The sequence below is a fragment of the Pseudodesulfovibrio senegalensis genome (assembly GCF_008830225.1).
GTDB lineage: Bacteria > Desulfobacterota > Desulfovibrionia > Desulfovibrionales > Desulfovibrionaceae > Pseudodesulfovibrio > Pseudodesulfovibrio senegalensis.
Genome location: NZ_WAIE01000001.1, coordinates 1,154,314 through 1,175,780 on the forward strand (window position 1 = coordinate 1,154,314; position 21,467 = coordinate 1,175,780).

Here is a 21,467-nt window from a genome sequence, read left to right on the forward strand (position 1 = left end):
GATCTGGGTCCACTATGACGGCATTTGCCGCGGAGAATTATGAAATTTGAGACCTTTGTGGCCCTGAGGTATTTGTTTGCCCTGCGAAAGCAATCATTTATCTCGCTGATTTCTCTGTTTGCCGTTTTTGGCGTGGCCATTGGTGTGGGTGCGTTGATCGTGGTCATCGGAGTCATGAATGGTTTTTCCACGGATTTGCGAGACAAGATTCTGGGTGTAAACGCCCACATTCTGGTTTCTTCGGTCCGTGGCGGGATCAAGAATTACGAAGGTTTGGCCGAAAAGGCGAAAAAGGTTCCCGGTGTGGTCGGGGTTGCCCCGTTTCTTTACTCCGAGGTCATGCTGTCGTCGAGGTCTGGCGTCAAGGGCGTCGTCCTCAGGGGAGTGGAGCCGGAAACTGCCAGAGAGGTATTGAGCCTCAACGACGATATGGTGGATGGTTCGCTGGATGATCTGGATATACCGGGCGAACCTCCGGGGATCATCGTCGGGGCGCAGATGGCCAAACGATTGGGACTTGGTGTCGGTTCGCAGGTTAACCTGCTGTCTCCGGCAGGACGCAAGACCGCAGCCGGATATCAACCCAAGGTCAGCGTTTTTCGTATTGCAGGCATATTTCGGACCGGCATGTTCGAATATGATTCAACGTTGGGTTATGTGAGCATTACTGACGGGCGCAAGCTGCTGGGATACAGCGACGGGCTTGTATCCGGCCTGGAGATTCGGATCGAGGACCCGTTTGCGGCAGATTCCGTTTCCAAGGCCCTGAAGCACGAACTGGGCACGTTTGGACTCGTCATTCGGCACTGGAAGGAAATGAACGCCAACCTTTTTGCCGCATTGGAGCTGGAAAAGACAGCCATGTTCATTATTTTGGCCATGATTGTGCTGGTGGGATCGTTCAGCATCGTCAATACTCTGGTCATGCTGGTAATGCAGAAGACCAAAGACATTGCCGTGCTCATGTCCCTCGGTGCCAATGAATCCAGCATACGCAAGATATTTATGCTTCAGGGCACATTCATCGGCCTTGTGGGGACTGTTCTTGGATATGCCATCGGCGTTCCCGTCAGCCTGTTGCTCAAGAAATACCAGTTCATCCAGTTGCCCAAGAACGTGTATCCGACAGACTACCTTCCGGTGCGACTGGACATGTTCGATTTGACTGCCATTGGTGTGGCGGCCTTTCTTTTGTGTTTTCTGGCAACCATTTATCCGGCCAGAAGGGCGGCGGCATTGAACCCAAGCGAGGCCTTGCGCTATGAGTAGTCAGGCCGTATACAGCCTTGCCGGGGTGAGTAAGCAATATGAAGGCCCCATAGAAACTGTTTCCGTACTGAGCAATGTCAATCTTCATGTCGATTCGGGTGAATCCATTGCGATCCACGGCGCATCGGGGTCAGGGAAAACAACGTTGCTGCATATTATGGGAACTCTTGATACCCTTTCGGCGGGAAGTGCGAAATTTTGCGGCAGGGATATGGCCGCGTTGAATCAGAGGGAACGTGCCCGAATGCGTAACGACGAAATTGGTTTCGTATTCCAGTTCCATCATCTGTTGCCGGAGTTTTCCGCAGTGGAAAATGTGGCAATGCCCGGACTTATCGCCGGGACAAATTCGGATGAGATATATGACCGCGCCCGGGAAGCATTGATTCGGGTTGGCCTTGAGCATCGGTTGTCGCACAAGGTCACCACGCTTTCCGGAGGTGAGCGGCAACGGGCAGCCATAGCCAGGGCGGTTTTGATGCGTCCTGCTGTTATTCTGGCTGACGAGCCTACGGGCAGCCTGGACGAGAAGACCGGGCAGATGGTCGGCGAGTTGCTGGCCTCGTTGAATGAGGAGATGGGGACGACCCTCGTGGTCGTTACACATAATAATGAATTGGCCTGCATGATGCAGCGACGTTTGGAACTGCGTTCAGGAGAGCTGTATGCTGAGCATTAGGGTTCGCGCCTGTGGGGTGGCGTTTCTCGTACTATTTTTTGTTTCGTTCATGGCAAGCGTTTCCATGGCTGCACCGGTTGGTGATGACGTTCGGGTGGCCGTGTTGCCGTTCGACGTTCATGCTGGGGACGATCTCGCCTATTTGAATGAAAGCCTTCCGGAGTTGCTGTCAGACAAGCTGGCCGAAGCCGGTTTTGACGTAGTGCCTCAGGCTGACGTCAAGAAGATGCTTGAGGAACGAGGCGTGGCCAATGTTTCCGACAAGTCTGCCCGGGAAATAGCGTTGGCCCTTGGTGCCGGATTTTCCGTATACGGTACCCTCAATCAGATTGGCGAAACAATTTCGCTTGATGCCAGGATTGTCGACGCATTTGACGACGAGCCCGCATACAAGGCTACTGTGAATAAACAGGGGCTCATCAACCTGTTGCCCGCTGTGGACGATCTGGTCGTTCAGATGCGGTCTGGTCTGTTGCGTCAGGACGTTGTGGCCGAAGTCGACGTTGAAGGCACAAAGGTTCTGGACAAGGAAGTGGTGCTCATGCGCCTGCCCTTGGACAAGGGCGACCTGATTACGGCCAAGGCAATCAATACGGCGCTCAAGAGCGTTTACGAACTTGGCTATTTTGACAACGTCAAGGTCAAGGTTTCGGATGTGTCCGGCGGAAAGCGCGTTGTGTTCGAGGTGGTCGAGAAGCCGCGCATTCAGGCTATCGGCGTTGTCGGTTCTGACGCCATCGACAGTGAAGACATTATTGAGGCCATTTCCACCAAAAAGGGCGGGGTGGTCAACCCCCGTGTCCTTGCGGACGACATCAATACCATTCGTGAGATGTACCGCAAGGAGGGTTACTATAAAGCCAAGGTTTCCCACGAAATTGAAACCGGAGAGTCCGGTCAGGCCCGTCTCAACTTTGTTATTGATGAAGGCAACAAGCTGTATATTCAAGAAATTGTTATCGACGGAGCCAAACAGATCGATCCTGACGACGTCAAGGATCAGCTGGCCCTTCAGGAGCGTGGCTTCCTGAGCTTCATTACCAACTCCGGTGTGCTCAAAGAAGAATTCCTTGAACGCGATACCGCGGCCATCATGGCCTATTACAACAACCATGGTTTTATCGAGGCTCGCGTCGGACGCCCCGAAGTTGATATCAAGGACGACGGCATCTATGTGACCTTCCGCGTATGGGAAGGAGAGCGTTACAAGATGGGCACAGTCGGTTTCAGGGGTGATCTTATCGACGACAATGCCACGTTGCTTGATGTGGTTAGCGTGGACCAGCTTCACGAGGACGACGATTACTTCAATCGTTCCATTGCCCAAGAGGATATCAAACACATCACGGAATATTACAACAATGCAGGATATGCCTATACGGACGTATCCATGAAGCTCAACGACAATCCCGAGACCAAGGTCGTTGACGTGATGTATACCATTTCCAAGCATCAGAAGGTTCATATCCGTCGGGTATTGCTGGAAGGCAATATCACCACTCGCGACAACGTCATCCTTCGGGCCATGCGGCTTGCGGACGGCGACCAGTTCAGCGGCACCAAACTGAACATGTCCACGAGAAAGCTTGATCGGCTCGGATATTTCGAATCCGTCAACGTGACTCCGGTTCAGACCGGTAACCCCGATGAAATGGATCTGCTGGTCAAGGTCAAGGAAAAGCCCACCGGGAACTTTGGTGGTGGCGTGGGGTATTCTACCTTTGACGGGGCTTTCATCGGAGCCAACATCGGTGAGAAAAACCTCTTCGGCAAGGGCTACAGCCTGAACCTCGCCGCACAGCTGGGTGAAAAGAAAACCGCTTTTGATCTGGGTTTCTACAACCCCATGGTTTACGACAGCAATCTTGGTTTCGGTGCCCGCGCCTACAACAAGCAGCAGGATCTCGACGACTATGAACGCGACTCCGTGGGATCGACGTTCAGGCTCCATTATCCGCTTGGTAACTATACCAGCGTTGATGGTGAATATGCCATCGAGCACTATGAAATCCATGATGTTTCTTCCGATGCCGATTCCGACATCAAGGACGACGAAGGAACGCACCTGCTCAGTTCGCTTGCTCTCAAGCTCAAACGCGATACCTTGGATAACCGTGAATATCCCACTTCCGGATATGTCTGGACCGGCAAGATGACGTATGGTGGCGGATTGATCGGTGGTACGGATAACTTTGTCAAATATACCATGAAAACAGACTATTACCAGGACCTCTTCTGGAAGACCGTGTTCCATTGGAAGGGGTTTGTTGGGTTTGTTCATGAGAACATTGACGGTGGTGAGATTCCTTCCGACCAGCGCTTCAAACTGGGCGGCATCGATTCGGTCCGAGGTTATTCCAAGCGCAAGATCGTTGCCATGAAGTCGGACGGTTCTGACAAGATTGGCGGCGACAAGGCGTTTTATACCAATTTGGAAGTAATTATTCCCGTGAGTGACGATTGGGGCATTCAGTTTGTGCCTTTCTTCGACTTGGGGAATGTATGGAAAGAGGGCGAATTCTGGTTTGACTCGGTGGAGCGATTCAACGAAGACGGACCTGATTTCGGGCTTTACAAGAGTGTCGGAGCCGAAGTCCGTTGGAATTCTCCGCTTGGCCCCTTGCGAGTCAGCTACGGTATGGGACTTGACGACCTGTACGACAGCAAGGAACAGGTATTCGACTTTTCTGTGGGCCAAACGTTTTAAACAAAAAAGGAGTCACAATGCGTAAAATCATATTCATTGCAATTGCCGCGACCCTGCTGTTTTCCGCAACGGCATTTGCCGCCTCGAAAATTGCCGTTGTCAACGTTCCTCAGGTTCTGGGAACTTCACAGCCTGCCATGGAAGTAAAGGCCCAGCTTGAAGCCAGCGTTAAGAAATATCAGGACATTCTTCGTGCCAAGGCCGTTGAAATTCGTGATCTGCAGGCCAAACGTGAAAAGCAGAAGAAGATTCTGAAGCCCGAAGCCCTTGAGTCCATGGATAAGGACATTCGTGAAAAGGCTTTCAAATACAAGGAAAGCCAGAAGGAATATGACGCCAAGCTCAAGGAACAGCAGGCTGAACTCAAGCGTCCCATGTACGTGATGCTGGAAAAGGTCATTGACAGCTATGCCGCCAAGAATGGTTATGACATCGTGGTCAATGAAGTCCCCGGCGTGCTTTACGTGTCCAAGAACAATGACATCACTGCCGCCGTCATTCAGGAATTCAACAAAGCTTGGAAGACCAAAAAATAGTACCATGACATTGTCGCTCAGCTCTATTGCCGAGCAATTGGGGCTTGAATTCACAGGCGAAGACAAACAAATCACCGGGGTCAACACGCTGGAAAAGGCGGGCCCCGGTGACGTCTCGTTTTTGGTCAACCCCAAGTATGCACGGCTGCTTGAAACTACCTCGGCCGGAGCGGTCCTTACCGGTCCCGATTATGCTGACAGGGTTCAATCGGCCCTGATCAGTTCAAACGTCTATCTGGATTTGGCGAAGATCGTTAAGTTGTTTGAGGTGCCACAGGGACGCATGTCAGGAACAAGCGAACTATCCTGTGTGCATGAATCTGCCGATATTGCCGAATCAGCTACTGTGTACCCGTTTGCCTTCATTGGTGAAAATGCACGCATCGGAGAAGATACCGTCATTTTCCCCGGATGTTATGTCGGGGAATCCACCGTTATCGGCAGGGAATGCATAGTTTATCCCAATGCCGTTCTGATGGGTGGTTGCGAACTCGGTGATAATAGTATCATTCAGCCAGGTGCCGTGATCGGAGCAGATGGCTTCGGCTATGCACAGACTCCGTTTGGACACATGAAAATTCCGCAGATTGGTAAGGTCTGTTTGGGCGACAACGTGGAAATTGGCGCCAACACAGCAGTAGACAGGGCTGCGCTTGACGTGACTTCGATAGGCCCTGGAACCAAGATCGATAACCTTGTTCAGGTTGGCCATAATGTCCAGATGGGCAAACATTGTCTTGTTGTCGGGCAGGTCGGCATCGGCGGTAGCACTACCATAGGAGATAATGTGGTTCTGGGCGGTCAGGCCGGCATTGCCGACAATGTGACCATCGGGTCCAACGTCAAGGTTGGTGGCCAGGCGGGCATCAGCAATCGTCTTGATGATGGCAGTGTTGTGTCGGGGTCACCGAGTATGCCCTATTCCACTTATCTCAAGGCCATGGGAGTATGTGCCCCGAAGTTGCCCGATCTTTTCAAGAAGGTGAAAAAGCTCGAAAAGCGTCTTGCCACTCTTGAGGAAGCGCAAGGAGATGATCATGACAAAACATGATGATATTATGGATATCCGTCGCATCATGGAATTGCTTCCGCATCGGTATCCCTTTCTTTTGGTTGACCGGGTGGTTGATTTTGTTGCCGGTGAAAGCCTCAAGGCCTACAAGAATGTCACCTTCAATGAAGGTTTTTTTCAGGGGCATTTTCCCGGACTGCCGGTTATGCCCGGTGTATTGATTCTTGAAGCACTCGCACAGACCGGTGGGCTTTTCGTCATGCACACGATCGATGAACCGCTTGGAGACCGTGTGTTTCTTTTTGCGGGGATGAACAAGGTCAAATTTCGCAAGCCGGTTGTTCCCGGAGACAAGCTTGATCTCAATGTTTTCTACATCAAGAATAAAATGAATATCTGGCGTATGCGCGGTGTTGCCGAGGTCGACGGCGTTGTCGTCGCCCAAGGCGAATTTACGGCATCGGTTGCCAGCAAAGGGGATATGTAGTGGCCTCTCAAATCCATTCCACGGCGGTCATCGACCCCAAGGCAGAACTGGGCGTTGATGTTTCCATAGGGCCGTATTGTGTTGTCGAGGCTGATACGAAAATCGGCGACAGAACCATTCTTGAACCGTTTTCCCTGGTCAAGCAATATACGGAGATGGGCGCGGACAATCACATCCATCCCCATGCCTGTATCGGCGGCGAGCCTCAGCATACCGCGTTCAAGGGAGAAAAGACCTGGGTACGCATGGGCGACGGCAACAGCATCCGCGAATGCGTGACCATTCACCGGGGTACTGTGCAGGGCCACGAGCAAACCGTGGTGGGTTCCGGTTGTCTTTTTATGGCGTATGCGCACATTGCTCATGACTGCGTTGTTGGCGATGGTGTGATCATGGCCAATTCGGTCAACCTTGCCGGCCATGTGGAAGTGGGCAGAAAAGTCATCATCAGTGGAATGTCTGCGGTGCAGCAATTCGTCAAGATCGGTGATTATGCCTTTCTTGGCGGTGCCAGCGGCTACAAGCAGGATGTGCCTCCCTACATGCTTGCCCATGGCGTTCGCGGCATGTTGTACGGCCCCAACCTGATAGGTTTGCGGCGTAACGGTTTTACCGCCGATACCTGCAAGGCCTTGAAAAAGGCATACAAGGTCATTTTCCGTTCCGGCATGACCAAGAAACAGTCGTTGGAACAGGTGGAGAACGAATTTGGCAGTATTCCGGAAATCATGACACTGATCACCTTTATTCGTGACAGCAAGAATGGTGTGACTCCGGCAGCCAACAAGAATGGCGGCGAGGCGGCCTGAAATTATGCAGGGTGATTCCACGGTAATCGGCCTTGTCGCAGGCGGCAGGCAGTTTCCGCTGCTTGTGGCCAAGGGCGTGAAAGAGCATGGCCACAAGCTGGTCGTGGCCGGATTCACCGGTCATTCCAACATGGAAGTGGCCGCGTATGCCGATGTGTGGAAGGAGCTCAAGCTGGGCAAGCTCAACAAGCTGATCAAGTATTTCAAGGAAAACGGTGTGTCCAAGGTTGTCATGGCCGGAACCATCGACAAACCCAAGATCATGGATGTCCGGCATCTGGACATGCGGGCCATAAAGTTGGTTTTCAAACGCAAGGACAAGGGGGATGCTGCCATCCTCGGCGCTCTCGCCGCCGAGTTTGAGGCAGAAGGAATGCCTGTGGCACAAGCCCACGAGCTTGTTCCCGAGTTGTTGTCTCCGGCAGGCATCATGACCCGCCGCGAACCCAGTGAACGGGAGTGGGAAGATCTTCGATTTGCCTGGAAGCTGGGCAAGGAATTGGGGCGCATGGACATAGGTCAGTGTGTTGTTGTGCGTGAGGGAATTGTTGCGGCCGTGGAGGCCCTGGAAGGCACGGACGAAACCATACGGCGCGGTTGTCGTTATGGTGGCAAGGAGTGTGTCGTGGTCAAGGTGTTCAAGCCGGGGCAGGACGTGCGAGTCGATTTGCCGAGCCTTGGGCTTGATACCCTGAAGATAATGATCGAGGGCGGGGCCAGTTGTCTTGGCTACGAAGCCGGGAAGAGTTTGTTTTTCGATCGGGATGATGCAACGCGCCTAGCGGATGAAGCCGGAATGGCTATTGTCGGTCTGCGTCCCGAAGACATCTGATTGTTTTTGAGTGACGATATAAAAGAAAAGGGGGCCTTTTGGCCCCCTTTTCTTTTATTGATTTTTGCCACAGCATGTTCCGGGTACGCATCCGTTTTTGCCCGGTGTGGAACCGCAGCACCCATGGCCGGCGCCATCCGGAAATGCTGGTGTTTCCCTGCCTGTCAATGAAGAGGTGGGGGAGAGCAACTTTTCCGTGTTTGAAGAACCGCATGCCGGACATGGCGGCTTGTTTTCGAACGAGGCTATTTCTTCGAATACGTGTTCGCATTTATGGCAACGATATTCAAAAATGGGCATGCTGCCACCTCAGGCGAAGATGTTTTCCGGCATGTAGGGATGCGTTCCTTCAATGACTTCCACCCCGGCCTTGGCCCTTATTTTGCGAATCATATCATCCTTGTGCGGACAGTGTTGGAAAACACACGGAGCGATGTGGATCTTCGTGGGTTTTTCATCCATGGGCGCATTCCAGAGCTTTACCTGTGCAAGGCGGGTGACGATTCCCGCTCCGGGACAGCCGCCGCAGTTGAGCAAGCCCATTATCTCAGCATCGGTATCCTTGTAACGGGCAAACTCTCCTTCGCGCTTGTTGAATCCAACAAAGCACCGGGAACACCCGATGCAGATGTCGTCCATGGTGTTTTTGCAACCAATGATGAGTATCTTTTCCATCACTATTCTCCACTGATCTCAAGGTATTGAGCGAGTCGACCCCACATGCCGGCAATATCCTTTCCAAGCCCGTCCGGAGCGTATTCCGCAACGGTTTGTCCATGAATCTGCGCTTCAGTGAATGCCGTATCGTAGGCGAGTGACCCCAGAACCGGAACATTGGATTCCTTGCAGAATTCCCTGAGTTCATTTTCCAGGTCCGGATTGACTCCACATTTGTTGATCACGGCAACGCAGGGAATCTTGAAGTGGGTTGTCAACTCGTGAACCCGTTTAACATCATGTACGGCGGAAACAGTGGGCTCGGCCACCAGAAGACAGGCGTCCACGTCCGACAGTGAGGCGATCACCGGACACCCCACACCGGGAGAACCGTCCACGATCACCATTTCCGCTCCCTGTTCCTCGGCGATCTCTTTTGCCCGTTTGCGAACGGAAGTAACGAGTTTTCCCGAATTTTCCTCGCCGATGCCCAGTTCGGCATGTACCATGGTGCCGAATCGGGTTTCGGAAACATACTGATAGCCGCACATGCGTTCTTCCATTATGGCCGCGCCTTGCGGGCAGACGAATTCGCACACGCCGCACCCTTCGCAATGCTCCTTGATGATAGAGAAGTCGCGGGAAATGGCATCAAACCGGCAATGGTCTGCGCAGATGCCGCACTGGATGCACAGGTCCGGGTCGATGGTGGCCAACTGCCCGCTGTAGAAATCAATGCTTTCCAATTTCTTGGGGTGCAGAACCAGATGCAGGTCGGCTGCATCGACATCGCAATCCGCAAGGACTTTTTTGGGACCGAATCCGGCAAGTGCGGCCGTGATGGATGTTTTGCCGGTGCCTCCCTTGCCGCTGATCACAACAAGCTGTTTCATGCGGCACCTCCACGGGCTGCGTTGACTTCCATTTCAATAGCCTTGGCGATGGATTCTATTTGTTCGCGATATTCCGGGAGGGCTTCCACAAGCAGTTTGCCCTGGGAATAGGCGGATGCTGCCTCAAGGCTGTGGGGCAGGCTTCCCAGAAGATTGATGGATTCCTTTTCCAGATATTTTTCCACTTCGTCATCGCCCATGCCTGCACGGTTGATGACCACTCCAAAAGGAATTTCGAGTTTCCGGAGAAGGTTTACCGCAATTTTCAAGTCATTGAGTCCAAACGGAGTCGGTTCGGTGACAAGAACGGCAAAGTCCGTACCTTCCAGCGATTCGACAACCGGGCAGGTGGCGCCCGGGGGACAGTCCAGAATCCTTATGTCCGGAGACCCCGCTTCGGCAAGACTGCGTGCCTTGACCTTTTTGATGAGTGGGGGCGCCATTGCCTCGCCGATACGGAGCAGGCCCCTATGGAAAATGATGTTGCCTTTGGTGCCGCGTACCGAAGTTCCGAGTTCGCGATGTGATTCGATGATGGCTCCGGCAGGGCAGGCCAGATCGCACAGTCCGCAACCATGGCATAATTCCGAAAAGGCCATGACAGAGTCGACCATCCATATCAACGCCTTGAAACGGCACAACTCAATGCATTTTCTGCATTCTTCGCCAATGCATGCATCTGTATCGATATCCGGTACAGGGACCGTCTCAAGACGCTCGTCGGTCCATTCTGGGGTGAGAAAAAAGTGGGCGTTCGGTTCTTCGACGTCACAGTCGAGAAAAGAAACGCTCTTGCCTTGTTGATCGAAATACGCGGCCAGATTGGTGGCAACGGTTGTTTTGCCCGTGCCGCCTTTGCCGCTTGCTATGGCTATTTGCATTGATATTCAGATCCTGTTCGTTCAGGTTTTTGCACATCCGGTCTCAATCCTGGCCGTTTATTCGGGGCAGGATGCATCCATAACATAGGTGCTTCGAATGCGTGAAGCAATGGGTGTGCCAAAAAAAAGATGCGCTTTTTCAGTATATTGTTTGAGAGAGCTGTTTCTTATGGCGTATTGTGCGCCGGGCTCGCTCTTTTGTCGGGCGCAAAGTGCGCAGTTGATTCTCGTGGTCATAAATGTTTGAAATGTCGTGACGTTAAATTGATACTATAAGGAATTTATATGAAGAGTTCTCTTGATTGCCTGCCCTGTTTCATGAAGCTGGCCATACGGTCGGTCAGGCAGGCGTGTCCCGAAGATGAAAATCTTCAGTTGGCAGTGGTGTCCGCCTGGTGTGCCAAAATGGCCGAACTTGATCTGACGCTTTCCCCTCCGGCCATCGTGCGTGAATTGTCCGGTCTTGTTTGCGAGATGACCGGGTGTGGCGACCTGTATGCTGAAGATAAAGACATGACCAACCAACAGATACTTTCTATGTTGCCGGATTTACAGGCATTGGTTGAGAAAAGCAGGAGTCCCATGCTTACGGCTTTGGAACTTGCCATAATCGGAAATTTCATTGACCGCGGGGTTGAGGTGGCTCATGACTGGCGCGAGGAACTGCAAACCATGGCCGAGACCCTGGACCCTGTAACCGTGCAGTCCTTTCTGGACGCTGCTGTTCCCGGAGCCGATGTTTTGATTCTCGGAGACAACGCCGGTGAAATCGTATTGGACACATTGCTTGTACGCGAATTACAATCCCGTGATTGTAATGTGACATATGTTGTCCGCGGCACCCCGGTGCTGAACGACGCAACCTTGGAAGACGCTGAAAAAGTGGGCATGACAGAGTTGTGTACTGTGATTGATAGCGGTGTGGATACCCCCGGCACAGTCTTGGATCGTTGTCGTCCCGGCTTTCTGGAGCGTATGGAGCAGGCGGATGTGATCCTCAGCAAAGGGCAGGGCAATTTCGAGGCCCTGTACGAACAATGGGACGGTCCTGTCTATTTTGCCTTCAAGGTCAAATGCCCTAAAATTGCGGGGCATACAGGACTTGATGTCGGGCAATCCATGTTCGGAACGGCTCCGAAGCTTTAACCGGAGAATCTGACAAACCATGTTTAAGACGTTCGGCAAAATAGCATTTGCCTTCATGTGCGGCCTGATTCTTTCGGCTGTTCTGCTCTTGGTATGGTTGTCCGAATATATTGATTCAAAGGAATTCCGCAACGATTTCACATCTGCGCTGAGCAGTGCCGTTGGACGCGAGGTTGTCTTGAACGGCGAGCTGGATATAGCCTTTTATCCGTGGCTCGGCCTGCGGGCATATGACCTTTCCGTTGCCAATGAGCCCGGATTTGCGAGGGAATCGTTTGTTCACATGCAGGACGTTTCTGTGGGTGTGCGGCTTATCCCTCTTTTTTCGCGCAAATTGGTGATACGCACCGTACTTGTTGACGGCATGCATGTGTATTTGATGCGTTCCAAGGATTCCCGGGTCAACTGGGATGATTTCAATTTCGACTACAAAAGTGAAACCGAAAGCTTGTCATGGTTTTCAAGCATTTTCATTCATGGTGTTGAGATTGAGAACGCCGAATTGCATTTCAATGATGCCGTGACAGGTGAAAACCTCACACTCAAGGGGCTTTCAGCCCATCTGGGTGCATTTGCTCCGGGTGATTCCGTGGGCGTGACGCTTGAGGGCGTGTTCCGAAGGCAGCATGAAAATTTCAAGGTACATGCGGCGTTGTCCGGCTTGTTGCATACGGATTTTTCCACTCCGGGGAAATTATTTGAAAAAACCGTCCTTGAATTTGACGCCACAGGCGGCAAGCTTCCATCCGGGAAGCCGCTCAAAGGCGTGGCCACCATTGCCTATAATGCTAATGACGGAACGCTCTGGCTCAAGGATTTTCATGTGCGGATGGCCACGGTGGACATGGCAGGACAAATCACAGTCCACCATTTGCTGGAGGATTTCAACGCAACCGGGAGCATCCATGTCGAACCGTTTGATCCGGTCCCGGTTCTGCGTTCCTTCGGCCTGACGCGTTCCTTGAAATCGTTGGGGGAAATTGGCGCAGTGCATGGCGAAATCGCCATGAATGCAGATAAGGACGGGGTTTCGCTACATATACAAAAAAGTACGCTGGATACCCTTTCCCTGTCCGGAGTGGTGGCGCTTCATGATTTCAACCGTCCTCGGTATTCCTTTGATCTTGTTGCACCACATGTTGACCTGGATCGGTATCTGCCGCTTTTCCGGACGGGAACGCCTTTTGTCTGGGGCGACTTTTCCCTGCCGTTCTGGAAGACTCTCAATGCCCGGGGAAAACTTGCCATTCAGCGTTTTTCCGCCGTGGATACGGTCTTTTCAGACGTTGCGGCAACACTGGATGCGTCCGACGGCACCGTTCATGCCGAGGCAAAGACCACGGTGTACGACGGGCGGCTGCATGCAAAAATGGACGCCGTGATCTCCGGAAAGAGTACCGCGCCGGATATGACCCTTGCCGTGTCTGCACAGGGAATGAGCATGCGTTCCAATGCAATGCCCTTTGCCAGAGGCGAATGGGGAGAGGTTGAGAGTACGGCTAATGCGGAAATGCGTTTTTCCATGAACCATGCCACATGTTCGCCCGACAGCGAGTCTGCTGATGCTTTGCGTCAGTCTCGCCTGCAATACACCGTGTATTCCCCATCTGTTTTGCTGCATCTGCATAAATCCGGCCTCAAGAGGCATTTCAGGGAATTTTCCGCAAAGGGAGCCTTGGTGGGCAGCAAAGGCAATGCTCCGGGGTTCACCTTTGAAACAACCGGGCATTTTTTGGCCCTCGGCAAAAGGGATGCCCAACAACTCAAGGCCTCGTTGCAGGGACCGTTGATTGTGGACAAGGACTTTCAGACCGTCCGGTCAAGTGGGGTGCGGACGGACTTTGCTGATTCCGGATTTGAGCTTCCGGCGGCCGCAGTTCCTGCTGCGACTTCGGCAATGATTTCCTGGGACAAGGATTTGCATACGGTTCGTTTGGCTGATGTTGCCGTGTCTGCTTACGGAAGTTCGGCCACGGGCTCTATTGTCGTAACCAAGCCTTTCGACGAGCTTGTGCACTGCAAGGGAAAGGTTGTTGTGGCAAAAACCGATCTCAAGAGAATACTCGAGGACAGCGGCATTGATGTATACCGCATGGCTGACGACAGCGCCTTGAGGGCCCTGTCGTTGCAGGGGGCGTTTTCCATTGAAAACAAGGCGCTTTCCTTCGGCGACGTAAAAATCGACGTGGACGGCACTCCTGTTTCCGGGAAATTGTCCATGACGTTGGCTTCTCACCCGAGATTTGATTTTGATCTGAAGGCGGGCAAGATAGATTTGGACCGATACCTTCCTCCGGACCGCAAGGCCGATATCAAGAAGTTGCGTGCCGGGATTGATGAGGATGCCCCGCCCGTAGACCTGCCCCTCGAGACTTTGCGTTGGTTGAACCTGCACGGTCCCGTGTCCATTGAAGAATTCGTTCTTGAAGATGTACGCCTGTCAAATCTTAGTGCCGTGGTGAGCGCGGAGAGGGGTGTTATTTCTGTCTCTTCGGCCAAGAGCGATTTTTATGGAGGAACTGCCGACGGAGAGTGGACCGGAAAGGTGTTTGAAAAGCACCTTGAAACCGCCGTCGATCTCAAACTCAAATCCTTTGAGGCCGGTCCCATGCTCAAGGACGTGGCCGGACGAGACTATGTTCGCGGTGTGACCGATGCCGATATTCTGCTGCGATCAACGGGCAGAACTGATGACGACATAGTGGCTAATCTGGATGGAAGTATTGATTTGAAGATAGGCAAGGGATCGTTCAAGTTCACCAACTGGGGCGAAAAAAAGCCCCCGGCGACCGAAAAGCAGGCCGAGGCCATTCGCAGGCGGACGGCGTTTCGGTCCGCAACGTCTGAATGGACAATCAGCAAAGGATATTTTCATCTGGATGATTTGGATGTTGATTCATCCATCATGCACTGTTCGGGCAGTGGCGGGTTCAGTCCGTCCGAAGAAACGATTGACCTGAGCGTCAAGGCGGATTTTGTTGCGGTGCCGAGTGTGACCGTGCATATTGTCGGCCATATTGAGGACCCGGAGGTGAAAATGCCGGGCGGCAAGATCGTGACCGACACCATCAAGAATATCTTCGGACTGCCGCAGCGGTCCTTCCGATTTTTGCGGGACTTGTTCTTTTAGGCCGATATGTGCTTATCTGCCCGCCAAGGCAGTTGAATCACGAATTGTTTGCACAGCAGGGGATGTGACGCATGAGCGCAGCAAGGATGAAGCAGTCTTCCGATCAGTTGAAACACCAGTTGTCCCAGGGAATCTGGGTGCGCGATACCCCGGAAACGCCACGGCCTTTGCGCATGGCAAAAGGGGTTGCCCGTTGGGGGTACCTGACGTTCTACGGTTTCTTTCAGGACCAATGCATCATTCGTGCGGCAGCACTGACCTTTACCACCATTCTTTCCATTGTGCCGTTTCTGGCCGTTGCCTTTTCCATTTCCAAAGGGTTCGGGGTTCAGAACTCGAATTTCATGAAGACCATGATTCTCAAGATGACGACGGGCAACACCATCGTCGCTGAAAAAATAATTCAGTACATTGACAGAACCAACGTGCAGACCCTTGGCTGGATCGGTATCGCGACCTTGCTCTTTACCGTGTTTTCATTGGTCGGCACCGTGGAAAAGGCCTTCAATACCATCTGGAACGTGCAGCGAGGCCGGACAGCGTGGCGCAAGGTGTCGGATTTTTTCCCGGTGATTTTCATCTGTCCAATTATTTTGCTGGTGGCGTCCAGTTTCAACGTCAGTCTCCAGAAGCAGGAAATGATCACCCGGTTGCTGAGCATTTCGGCCATCGGCTACATGGAGGCGCTTTTGTTGAAGCTGGCGCCGCTGCTGCTTATCGTTGTTGCCTTCGCCTTCCTGTATATTTTCATTCCCAACACCAGCGTCAGGCTGTCCAGCGCGCTCTTGGGCGGTGTGCTTGGCGGTTCGCTGTGGCAGGTGGCCCAATGGATCTACATCAACTGGCAGATCGGCGCGGCCAAATACAACGCCATTTACGGCAGTTTTGCCCAGTTTCCGCTCCTGCTCATGTGGATATACATCAGTTGGGTTGTGGTTCTGCTTGGGTGTGAGTCAAGCTACGCCTGGCAAAACGTCAATTCGTTCGTCAAACAGCGCTTTTTTGGCAAGGCCAGCGCTTTGGAGCGTCAAAAGATAGCCGTGCTCATGATGAGTTTTCTGGCACGTCGTTTCAGCCGCGGAGAGGCGTTGCCCTCGGTGGAAGAAATCTCGGACAGGCTCATGGCCCCGGCCCCGTTGATTTCCGACCTCTTCGATGTCATGCACAAGGCCGGTTTGACTGTACGCACGGATAATCCCGAATGCGAGATATATGCCCCGGCACGGGAGCTGCGCGACATACGTGTGGTTGAAGTCATCAGCGTGGTCAACAGCGATGGAGGCGGCAAGACCGGAGGTGTTTTCGACAAACGTTTTTCGTTCATCGACGATACGTTCGGAGGGCTGGGCGAATCCGTCAGAAGCAGCCAATCCAACCTGACTTTGCTGGAATGTGCGGACTTGCTGCCCGATGTCTATGCCGGGCCCGACAAGGAATTCAATTGCGAAAAAACGGCGCAGGCCAAGGACTGAATCCTGCCTGCGCCGTGTATATTCCTGATATGATGTCTATGCCGCGTAGGCGTCTTCGTAGCGGGCTTTGAGCTGCGCAAAGGTTCCGTTTTCAATGGAATCGCGTACCTGCTGCATGAGGTCGAGGTAGAAATACAGGTTGTGATAGGTGTTGAGCCTGTAGGAAAGCAGCTCCTTGGACATATACAGATGCCGCAGATAGGCCTTGGAAAAATTGCGGCAGGTGTAGCAATTACAATTGGGATCCAGCGGGCTGTCGTCTTCCTTGTAGGCGGCCTTCTTGATGTTGATCTTGCCTTGTGAGGTGAACAGGGTGCCGTTTCTGGCATTGCGCGAAGGCAATACGCAGTCGAGCATGTCCACGCCTGCGGACACTGCTTCCAGAAGGTCCAGCGGAGTGCCCACCCCCATGAGATAGCGGGGCTTTTCCGCGGGCAGAAGCGGTGCCGTGTGGTGCACCTGTTCGTACATTTCCGGTATTGATTCCCCCACGGAAAGGCCGCCGATGGCGAACCCCTCAAAGGGCAGAGAGCACAGCTGTTCTGCACTGCGGGTGCGCAGATCCTTGAAAAATCCGCCTTGCACGATCCCGAACATGAGTTGGTCTCCGCTTCCGGCCGGATACCGTTCGCGGCACCGTTTGGCCCAGCGGGTGGTCATTTCGAGACTTTTCTCCGTATAGCCCCGGTCCGCCCCGTACCCCACGCACTCATCCAGAACCATCATTATGTCAGAACCGAGATTCATTTGGATTTCAATGGCTTTTTCCGGAGAGAAGAAATGCTTGGAGCCGTCGATATATGAACGGAATTCCACGCCTTCCTCACTGAGTTTGCGTATCCCCTTGAGGCTGAAGACCTGAAATCCACCGCTGTCCGTGAGGATGGGCCGATTCCAGTTGGAAAATTTGTGCAGTCCGCCTCGTCGCGCAACCAGTTCGTCTCCGGGACGCAGATAGAGGTGGTAGGTGTTGCCGAGAATGATTTGGGCATTCATCTCTTCAAGATCCTGCGGACTGAGGCTCTTGACGGTTCCCTGCGTGCCAACAGGCATGAAAATCGGGGTTTGTATGTCGCCGTGAGCCGTGCTTAACGTGCCGCGGCGGGCATTGCCGTCCGTGGCGTGCACAACGAAAGTGCCGGGTTTGGTCATTCAATCAACTCCATGTTTCGGACAAATGTCCGCCAGTTCGCATTCTCCGCAACGGGGAGAGCGGGCATTGCAGACCTCGCGCCCGTAGTAGACGAGGAAATGGTTTACATCGCCCCATGTCTCGCGGGGATAAAGCGGCATCAGGTCTTTTTCTATGCGGACGGGGTCCGTATTTTTGGTCAGTCCCATTCGGTACGTGAGCCGCTTCACGTGCGTATCAACGGCAATTCCTTCATGGATGCCGTAGGCGTTGGAAAGCACGATGTTGGCTGTCTTGCGCGCCACGCCGGGAAGAGAAATCAGGTCGCTCATGGTCGAAGGAACCGTGCCGTCAAAAACGTCCATGATTCGCGCGGCAGCGTTTTTCAGATTCTTTGCCTTGTTGCGGAAAAAACCGGTTGAACGCACCGCCTCTTCCAGTTCTGCAATGTCGGCAGCGGCCATGTCGCTGATGCTCGGCCAGCGTTTGAACAGAGCCGGGGTCACCTTGTTGACCCGCTCGTCCGTACACTGGGCGGCAAGTACGGTTGCCACCAGCAATTCCCAGGCGTTGGTCCAGTCCAGAGCCGGTTCAGGGGCAGGATATCGCTTGGCCAGTCTGGAATAGATTTCCAGAGCCCGTTCCTTTTTGTTCATGATGATTCGACCTCGCTGTTGACTCGGCGTATCCGTTAGCATTGGTATTGACGACTCTCAAGCCATAATTGCAGGCGTGTACGCGTTTGTGGGAGTGTATGAACGTATGTTGTTCGCAAAAAGCATGGAGGGAAAATCGTATGCAGTACGAGGAAACGGTTTTATATGTGACGGCCAAGGATGTGCAGGATGCAGAACGTATGGGCAGGGTGTTGGTTGCAAAACGTCTTGCCGCTTGTGTCAACATCCTGGGCGGCATGCGGTCGGTATATCGCTGGAAGGAAAAAATTGAAGTTGGGCACGAAGCCGTACTGCTGGTGAAGACAACCCGTAAAGCGGCCAAGAGGGCACTGGAGATGATTGTTGAGTTGCATGAAAACGAAGTCCCGTGCGTGATGAGTTTTCCTGTCGTGGACGGGCATGGGCCTTTTTTGCACTGGATCCATGCGCAAGTCGGTGAGTAACACGATTTTTTCTTTCGGTATTTGACAGGGCGACACGATGGCCGTACCTTTTCGCCACTCAATACCTCAGGAGGAATTCGTGAAAGTATACGTTACCGGCTCTTTGGCCTTTGACCGCATCATGACGTTTCCCGGCAAGTTTTCAGACCACATCCTGCCGGACAAGATTCATATTCTCAATGTCTGCTTCGTGGTCAACGGACTGGATGAAAAGTTCGGAGGAACAGCCGGAAACATTGCCTACAGCATGGCGTTGATGGGTGAAAAGCCCGTGATTCTCAGCCAGGTAGGCAAGGATTTCGCCCTGTACGACGAATGGCTGCAAAAACACGGGTTGCCGGTTGAAGGCATTCGCACCATTGACCATGAGCATACTGCGGGTGCATATATTACTACAGACATGTCCGACAACCAGATCACGGGCTTCAACCCCGGGGCCATGTGTCATTCCTGCGCGTATGACATGTCGAATATTGATAATAATTCCCTGGCCATCATTTCTCCGGGCAATGTGGAGGACATGGTCGGACATCCGGAGTATTATCGTGAAAAAGGCATCCGGTTCATTTTCGATCCGGGCCAGCAGATAACCACTCTGGGAGGGGAAAGGCTGGGAAAGGCGCTGGACGGCGCGTTCATGCTCATCACAAATGACTATGAGTTGCAGATGGTCATGAACGATACCGGACTTTCCCGTGAGCAGTTGCTGGACAAGGTCGGCATGCTGGTGACCACGCTTGGCGAAAAGGGTTGCCAGATTGTGACCAAGGAAGGCGAAGTCGCAATTCCTGCGGCAAAGGCCGCCGAGGTGGTTGATCCCACCGGAGCAGGAGACGCGTTCCGAGCCGGACTGCTCAAGGGACTTTGCCTTGAAAAGGATATCGAGACCGCCTGCCGCATGGGCGCGGTGAGCGCAGCCTATTCCGTTGAAAAGCGTGGAACTCAGGAACACGGATACACGTGGGACGAGTTCTGCAAACGGTACGAGGAGAATTACGGTCCCCTTGGCTAGCGGATCGACGCTCCTCGAAGGAGGACAGCGTGATCAAATTGCACAAGGAGAACATCGAGGATTATCTCAGGCAGGTTTTCGGAAAGGACGCAAAACTTGAAAGCGTCGGATCCATCGGCAATCTTGATGAGCAGGGGATGAAGAGCTTCGGCTACGGAAAACCCCTGCTCATTCGTTTTCTGGTGCATGGCAAGCCTCGTGAAGCCGTGCTTTCCACCATGAAGGGCGACAAGTACGGACACCAGTTTTATTGGGACCGTGCCGCCATTCTCATGTTCCAGTTCGAGACCTCCAAGCGCATGAAGCGTCACGCCCAGCCGCTGGCCCTCGGATATGTGGACCGTTCGAATCGTTTCAATCCCATCCGCAAGCCCAAAGAGTTTTTCATGCTCAATGAAAAGCTTTCCGGGCATGACTATTTTCTTGATCTGAACAGAATCGCCGAAAGCGGGCTGCAGGACGGCGACGAGCAGTTGGCCCGTGATTTCGGTTCGTGGCTTGCCGAAGTGCACGCCAAAAAGAAAAAGGACGACGATCTTTATTTCCGCAGAATACGAAACCTTCTTGGAGCCAGCGAGTGCATCCTGGGGCTGGTGGACGAGGCATATCCTCACCCATATGCCTTGTACCCTGACGACGGATTCATTGCTCTGGAAAAAAAGTTGATCGACTGGCGTTGGAAATTGCGCGGCTATGCTGATCGGCTGTGCGCAGTGCACGGCGATTTTCATCCATGGAACGTTCTGGTTGATGACGACGGCTCGTTTTCGGTGCTGGACCGCAGCCGGGGCGAGTGGGGCGAGGCAGCAGGCGATCTTGCGACCATGGCCCTGAACTACCTGTTGTGGAGCCTGGGGACGCACGGCAAGCTTGGTGGAGCCTTTGAACGTCTGTATATGGCCTATTTTTCGGAATATCTGGAAACGACAGGCGATGAACAGGTGCTTGAAGTCATTGCCCCGTTTTTTGTTTTTCGCTGTTTGGTCATTGCTTCACCGGAATGGTATCCGGATCATTCCGACGAGACCCGATACGGATTGTTTCGTTTCATGGAGAACGTTTTGGAAGAGGATACTTTTGATTGGCAGAATATCAACCGGTACATGGAGTAGGTATGGCCGGATGCGCCATATGGTTCGTGGGCCTGCCCGGTAGCGGCAAAAGCTCCATTGCCCGGTGCGTGGCGCAGGTGTTGGAGCAGCGAGGCTTGCCCGTGCGGTATCTGGAAATGGATGCGCGCCGAAAGGCCTATTTCCCGAATCCGCAATATACGACCAAAGAGCGCAGGCAGGCTTATGATCTTTTCGTAAGTGAAGCGGCACAACTGGTCGAGCAAGGGCATGTGGTGATCATGGACGGCTCGGCGCCGAAACGATCCATGCGTGAGGCCGCGCGCAAACAAATTCCCGTGTTTGCGGAAATGTTGGTGCGTTGTCCGGTGCGTACGGCCATGGAGCGGGAAGCGTCCCGTCCTGCCGGGAAGGTTATGGCCGACCTGTATGCAAAGGCTTTGGAGCGTAAGCGTACCGGACGACAATTCAAGGGTCTTGGACAGGTCATAGGCGTGGATGTGCAGTTCGAGGACAACACGAATGCGGAATTCGTATTGGAAAATGGGGAAATAACAAAGGAGGAAGCCTGCCAAAGGGTGTTGGCATTTCTGGACACCTGGCTTCACAATGCTTAGGTTGTG

At 53.1% G+C, this 21,467-nt stretch carries 21 protein-coding genes; 15 read left to right on the forward strand and 6 right to left on the reverse strand.

Translation table 11 applies throughout. From position 1 onward, the window contains the following. Nucleotides 1-39: 39 nt before the first annotated feature. The 8 genes from F8A88_RS05435 to F8A88_RS05470 are packed head-to-tail and all read left to right on the forward strand — an operon-like array spanning nt 40 to nt 8,331. Nucleotides 40-1,269, forward strand: a complete 1,230-nt coding sequence (locus tag F8A88_RS05435; protein ID WP_151150052.1) for a lipoprotein-releasing ABC transporter permease subunit — start codon at nt 40-42, stop codon at nt 1,267-1,269. Next, nucleotides 1,262-1,948: an ABC transporter ATP-binding protein gene (locus F8A88_RS05440; protein ID WP_151150053.1), complete on the forward strand. Its 687-nt coding sequence runs from the start codon at nt 1,262-1,264 to the stop codon at nt 1,946-1,948. Before F8A88_RS05435 ends, F8A88_RS05440 begins: the two co-directional genes overlap by 8 nt. Next, entirely contained in the window at nt 1,935-4,655 is a 2,721-nt protein-coding gene (gene bamA / locus F8A88_RS05445; protein ID WP_241667349.1) for an outer membrane protein assembly factor BamA, read from the forward strand. Before F8A88_RS05440 ends, bamA begins: the two co-directional genes overlap by 14 nt. 17 nt (nt 4,656-4,672) lie before the next feature. Further along, a complete protein-coding gene (locus tag F8A88_RS05450; protein WP_151150054.1) occupies nt 4,673-5,191 on the forward strand; it encodes an OmpH/Skp family outer membrane protein in 519 nt (172 codons plus the stop codon). 4 nt (nt 5,192-5,195) lie between these two features. Then, complete coding sequence (gene lpxD / locus F8A88_RS05455; RefSeq protein ID WP_151150055.1) at nt 5,196-6,242, forward strand: UDP-3-O-(3-hydroxymyristoyl)glucosamine N-acyltransferase; 1,047 nt, start codon at nt 5,196-5,198, stop codon at nt 6,240-6,242. Then, nucleotides 6,223-6,690 carry a 3-hydroxyacyl-ACP dehydratase FabZ gene (gene fabZ, locus F8A88_RS05460; RefSeq protein WP_421958077.1) on the forward strand — a complete coding sequence of 156 codons (468 nt, stop codon included), beginning with the start codon at nt 6,223-6,225 and terminating at the stop codon, nt 6,688-6,690. The genes lpxD and fabZ overlap by 20 nt, the downstream gene beginning before the upstream one ends. Beyond that, nucleotides 6,690-7,499, forward strand: a complete 810-nt coding sequence (lpxA, locus tag F8A88_RS05465; protein WP_151150057.1) for an acyl-ACP--UDP-N-acetylglucosamine O-acyltransferase — start codon at nt 6,690-6,692, stop codon at nt 7,497-7,499. Before fabZ ends, lpxA begins: the two co-directional genes overlap by 1 nt. A 4-nt stretch (nt 7,500-7,503) precedes the next feature. Further along, entirely contained in the window at nt 7,504-8,331 is an 828-nt protein-coding gene (locus F8A88_RS05470) for an LpxI family protein (RefSeq protein WP_151150058.1), read from the forward strand. Nucleotides 8,332-8,385: 54 nt separating this feature from the next. On the opposite strand, the gene F8A88_RS05475 is transcribed toward F8A88_RS05470, so the two are convergent. The 4 genes from F8A88_RS05475 to F8A88_RS05490 are packed head-to-tail and all read right to left on the reverse strand — an operon-like array spanning nt 8,386 to nt 10,762. Then, nucleotides 8,386-8,631 (reverse strand): FmdB family zinc ribbon protein, encoded by a 246-nt coding sequence (locus tag F8A88_RS05475; RefSeq protein WP_151150059.1) that lies wholly within the window; start codon nt 8,629-8,631, stop codon nt 8,386-8,388. Nucleotides 8,632-8,640: 9 nt separating this feature from the next. After that, a complete protein-coding gene (locus F8A88_RS05480) occupies nt 8,641-9,006 on the reverse strand; it encodes a CGGC domain-containing protein (RefSeq protein ID WP_151150060.1) in 366 nt (121 codons plus the stop codon). A 2-nt stretch (nt 9,007-9,008) separates the two neighbouring features. Beyond that, nucleotides 9,009-9,881, reverse strand: a complete 873-nt coding sequence (locus F8A88_RS05485; RefSeq protein WP_151150061.1) for a 4Fe-4S binding protein — start codon at nt 9,879-9,881, stop codon at nt 9,009-9,011. Next, nucleotides 9,878-10,762: a nucleotide-binding protein gene (locus F8A88_RS05490; protein ID WP_151150062.1), complete on the reverse strand. Its 885-nt coding sequence runs from the start codon at nt 10,760-10,762 to the stop codon at nt 9,878-9,880. Before F8A88_RS05490 ends, F8A88_RS05485 begins: the two co-directional genes overlap by 4 nt. A 285-nt stretch (nt 10,763-11,047) precedes the next feature. Between F8A88_RS05490 and F8A88_RS05495 the strand changes: the two genes are divergently transcribed. The 3 genes from F8A88_RS05495 to F8A88_RS05505 all read left to right on the forward strand — a co-directional run bounded on the left by F8A88_RS05495 (nt 11,048) and on the right by F8A88_RS05505 (nt 16,510). Further along, a complete protein-coding gene (locus F8A88_RS05495) occupies nt 11,048-11,908 on the forward strand; it encodes a damage-control phosphatase ARMT1 family protein (RefSeq protein WP_151150063.1) in 861 nt (286 codons plus the stop codon). 19 nt (nt 11,909-11,927) lie between these two features. Further along, nucleotides 11,928-15,038 carry an AsmA family protein gene (locus tag F8A88_RS05500; RefSeq protein WP_151150064.1) on the forward strand — a complete coding sequence of 1,037 codons (3,111 nt, stop codon included), beginning with the start codon at nt 11,928-11,930 and terminating at the stop codon, nt 15,036-15,038. 71 nt (nt 15,039-15,109) lie between these two features. Beyond that, nucleotides 15,110-16,510: a YhjD/YihY/BrkB family envelope integrity protein gene (locus tag F8A88_RS05505; protein WP_151150065.1), complete on the forward strand. Its 1,401-nt coding sequence runs from the start codon at nt 15,110-15,112 to the stop codon at nt 16,508-16,510. A 36-nt stretch (nt 16,511-16,546) separates the two neighbouring features. On the opposite strand, the gene tgt is transcribed toward F8A88_RS05505, so the two are convergent. Both tgt and nth read right to left on the reverse strand, forming a co-directional pair. Further along, the gene (gene tgt, locus F8A88_RS05510; protein ID WP_151150066.1) at nt 16,547-17,662 is read right to left on the reverse strand and encodes a tRNA guanosine(34) transglycosylase Tgt; all 1,116 of its coding nucleotides are present in this window, start codon (nt 17,660-17,662) and stop codon (nt 16,547-16,549) included. After that, on the reverse strand, nt 17,663-18,298 hold the full coding sequence (gene nth / locus F8A88_RS05515; RefSeq protein ID WP_151150067.1) for an endonuclease III: 636 nt from the start codon (nt 18,296-18,298) through the stop codon (nt 17,663-17,665). Nucleotides 18,299-18,438: 140 nt separating this feature from the next. On the opposite strand from nth, the gene cutA reads away from it, so the two are divergent. The 4 genes from cutA to F8A88_RS05535 all read left to right on the forward strand — a co-directional run bounded on the left by cutA (nt 18,439) and on the right by F8A88_RS05535 (nt 21,461). Continuing rightward, nucleotides 18,439-18,762 (forward strand): divalent-cation tolerance protein CutA, encoded by a 324-nt coding sequence (gene cutA, locus F8A88_RS05520; RefSeq protein ID WP_151150068.1) that lies wholly within the window; start codon nt 18,439-18,441, stop codon nt 18,760-18,762. 79 nt (nt 18,763-18,841) lie between these two features. Next, nucleotides 18,842-19,774: a carbohydrate kinase family protein gene (locus tag F8A88_RS05525; RefSeq protein ID WP_151150069.1), complete on the forward strand. Its 933-nt coding sequence runs from the start codon at nt 18,842-18,844 to the stop codon at nt 19,772-19,774. 29 nt (nt 19,775-19,803) lie between these two features. Next, nucleotides 19,804-20,886, forward strand: coding sequence for a phosphotransferase family protein (locus tag F8A88_RS05530; protein ID WP_151150070.1), 1,083 nt, complete (start codon nt 19,804-19,806; stop codon nt 20,884-20,886). 2 nt (nt 20,887-20,888) lie between these two features. Next, nucleotides 20,889-21,461 (forward strand): adenylyl-sulfate kinase, encoded by a 573-nt coding sequence (locus F8A88_RS05535; RefSeq protein WP_151150071.1) that lies wholly within the window; start codon nt 20,889-20,891, stop codon nt 21,459-21,461. Nucleotides 21,462-21,467: the final 6 nt, after the last annotated feature.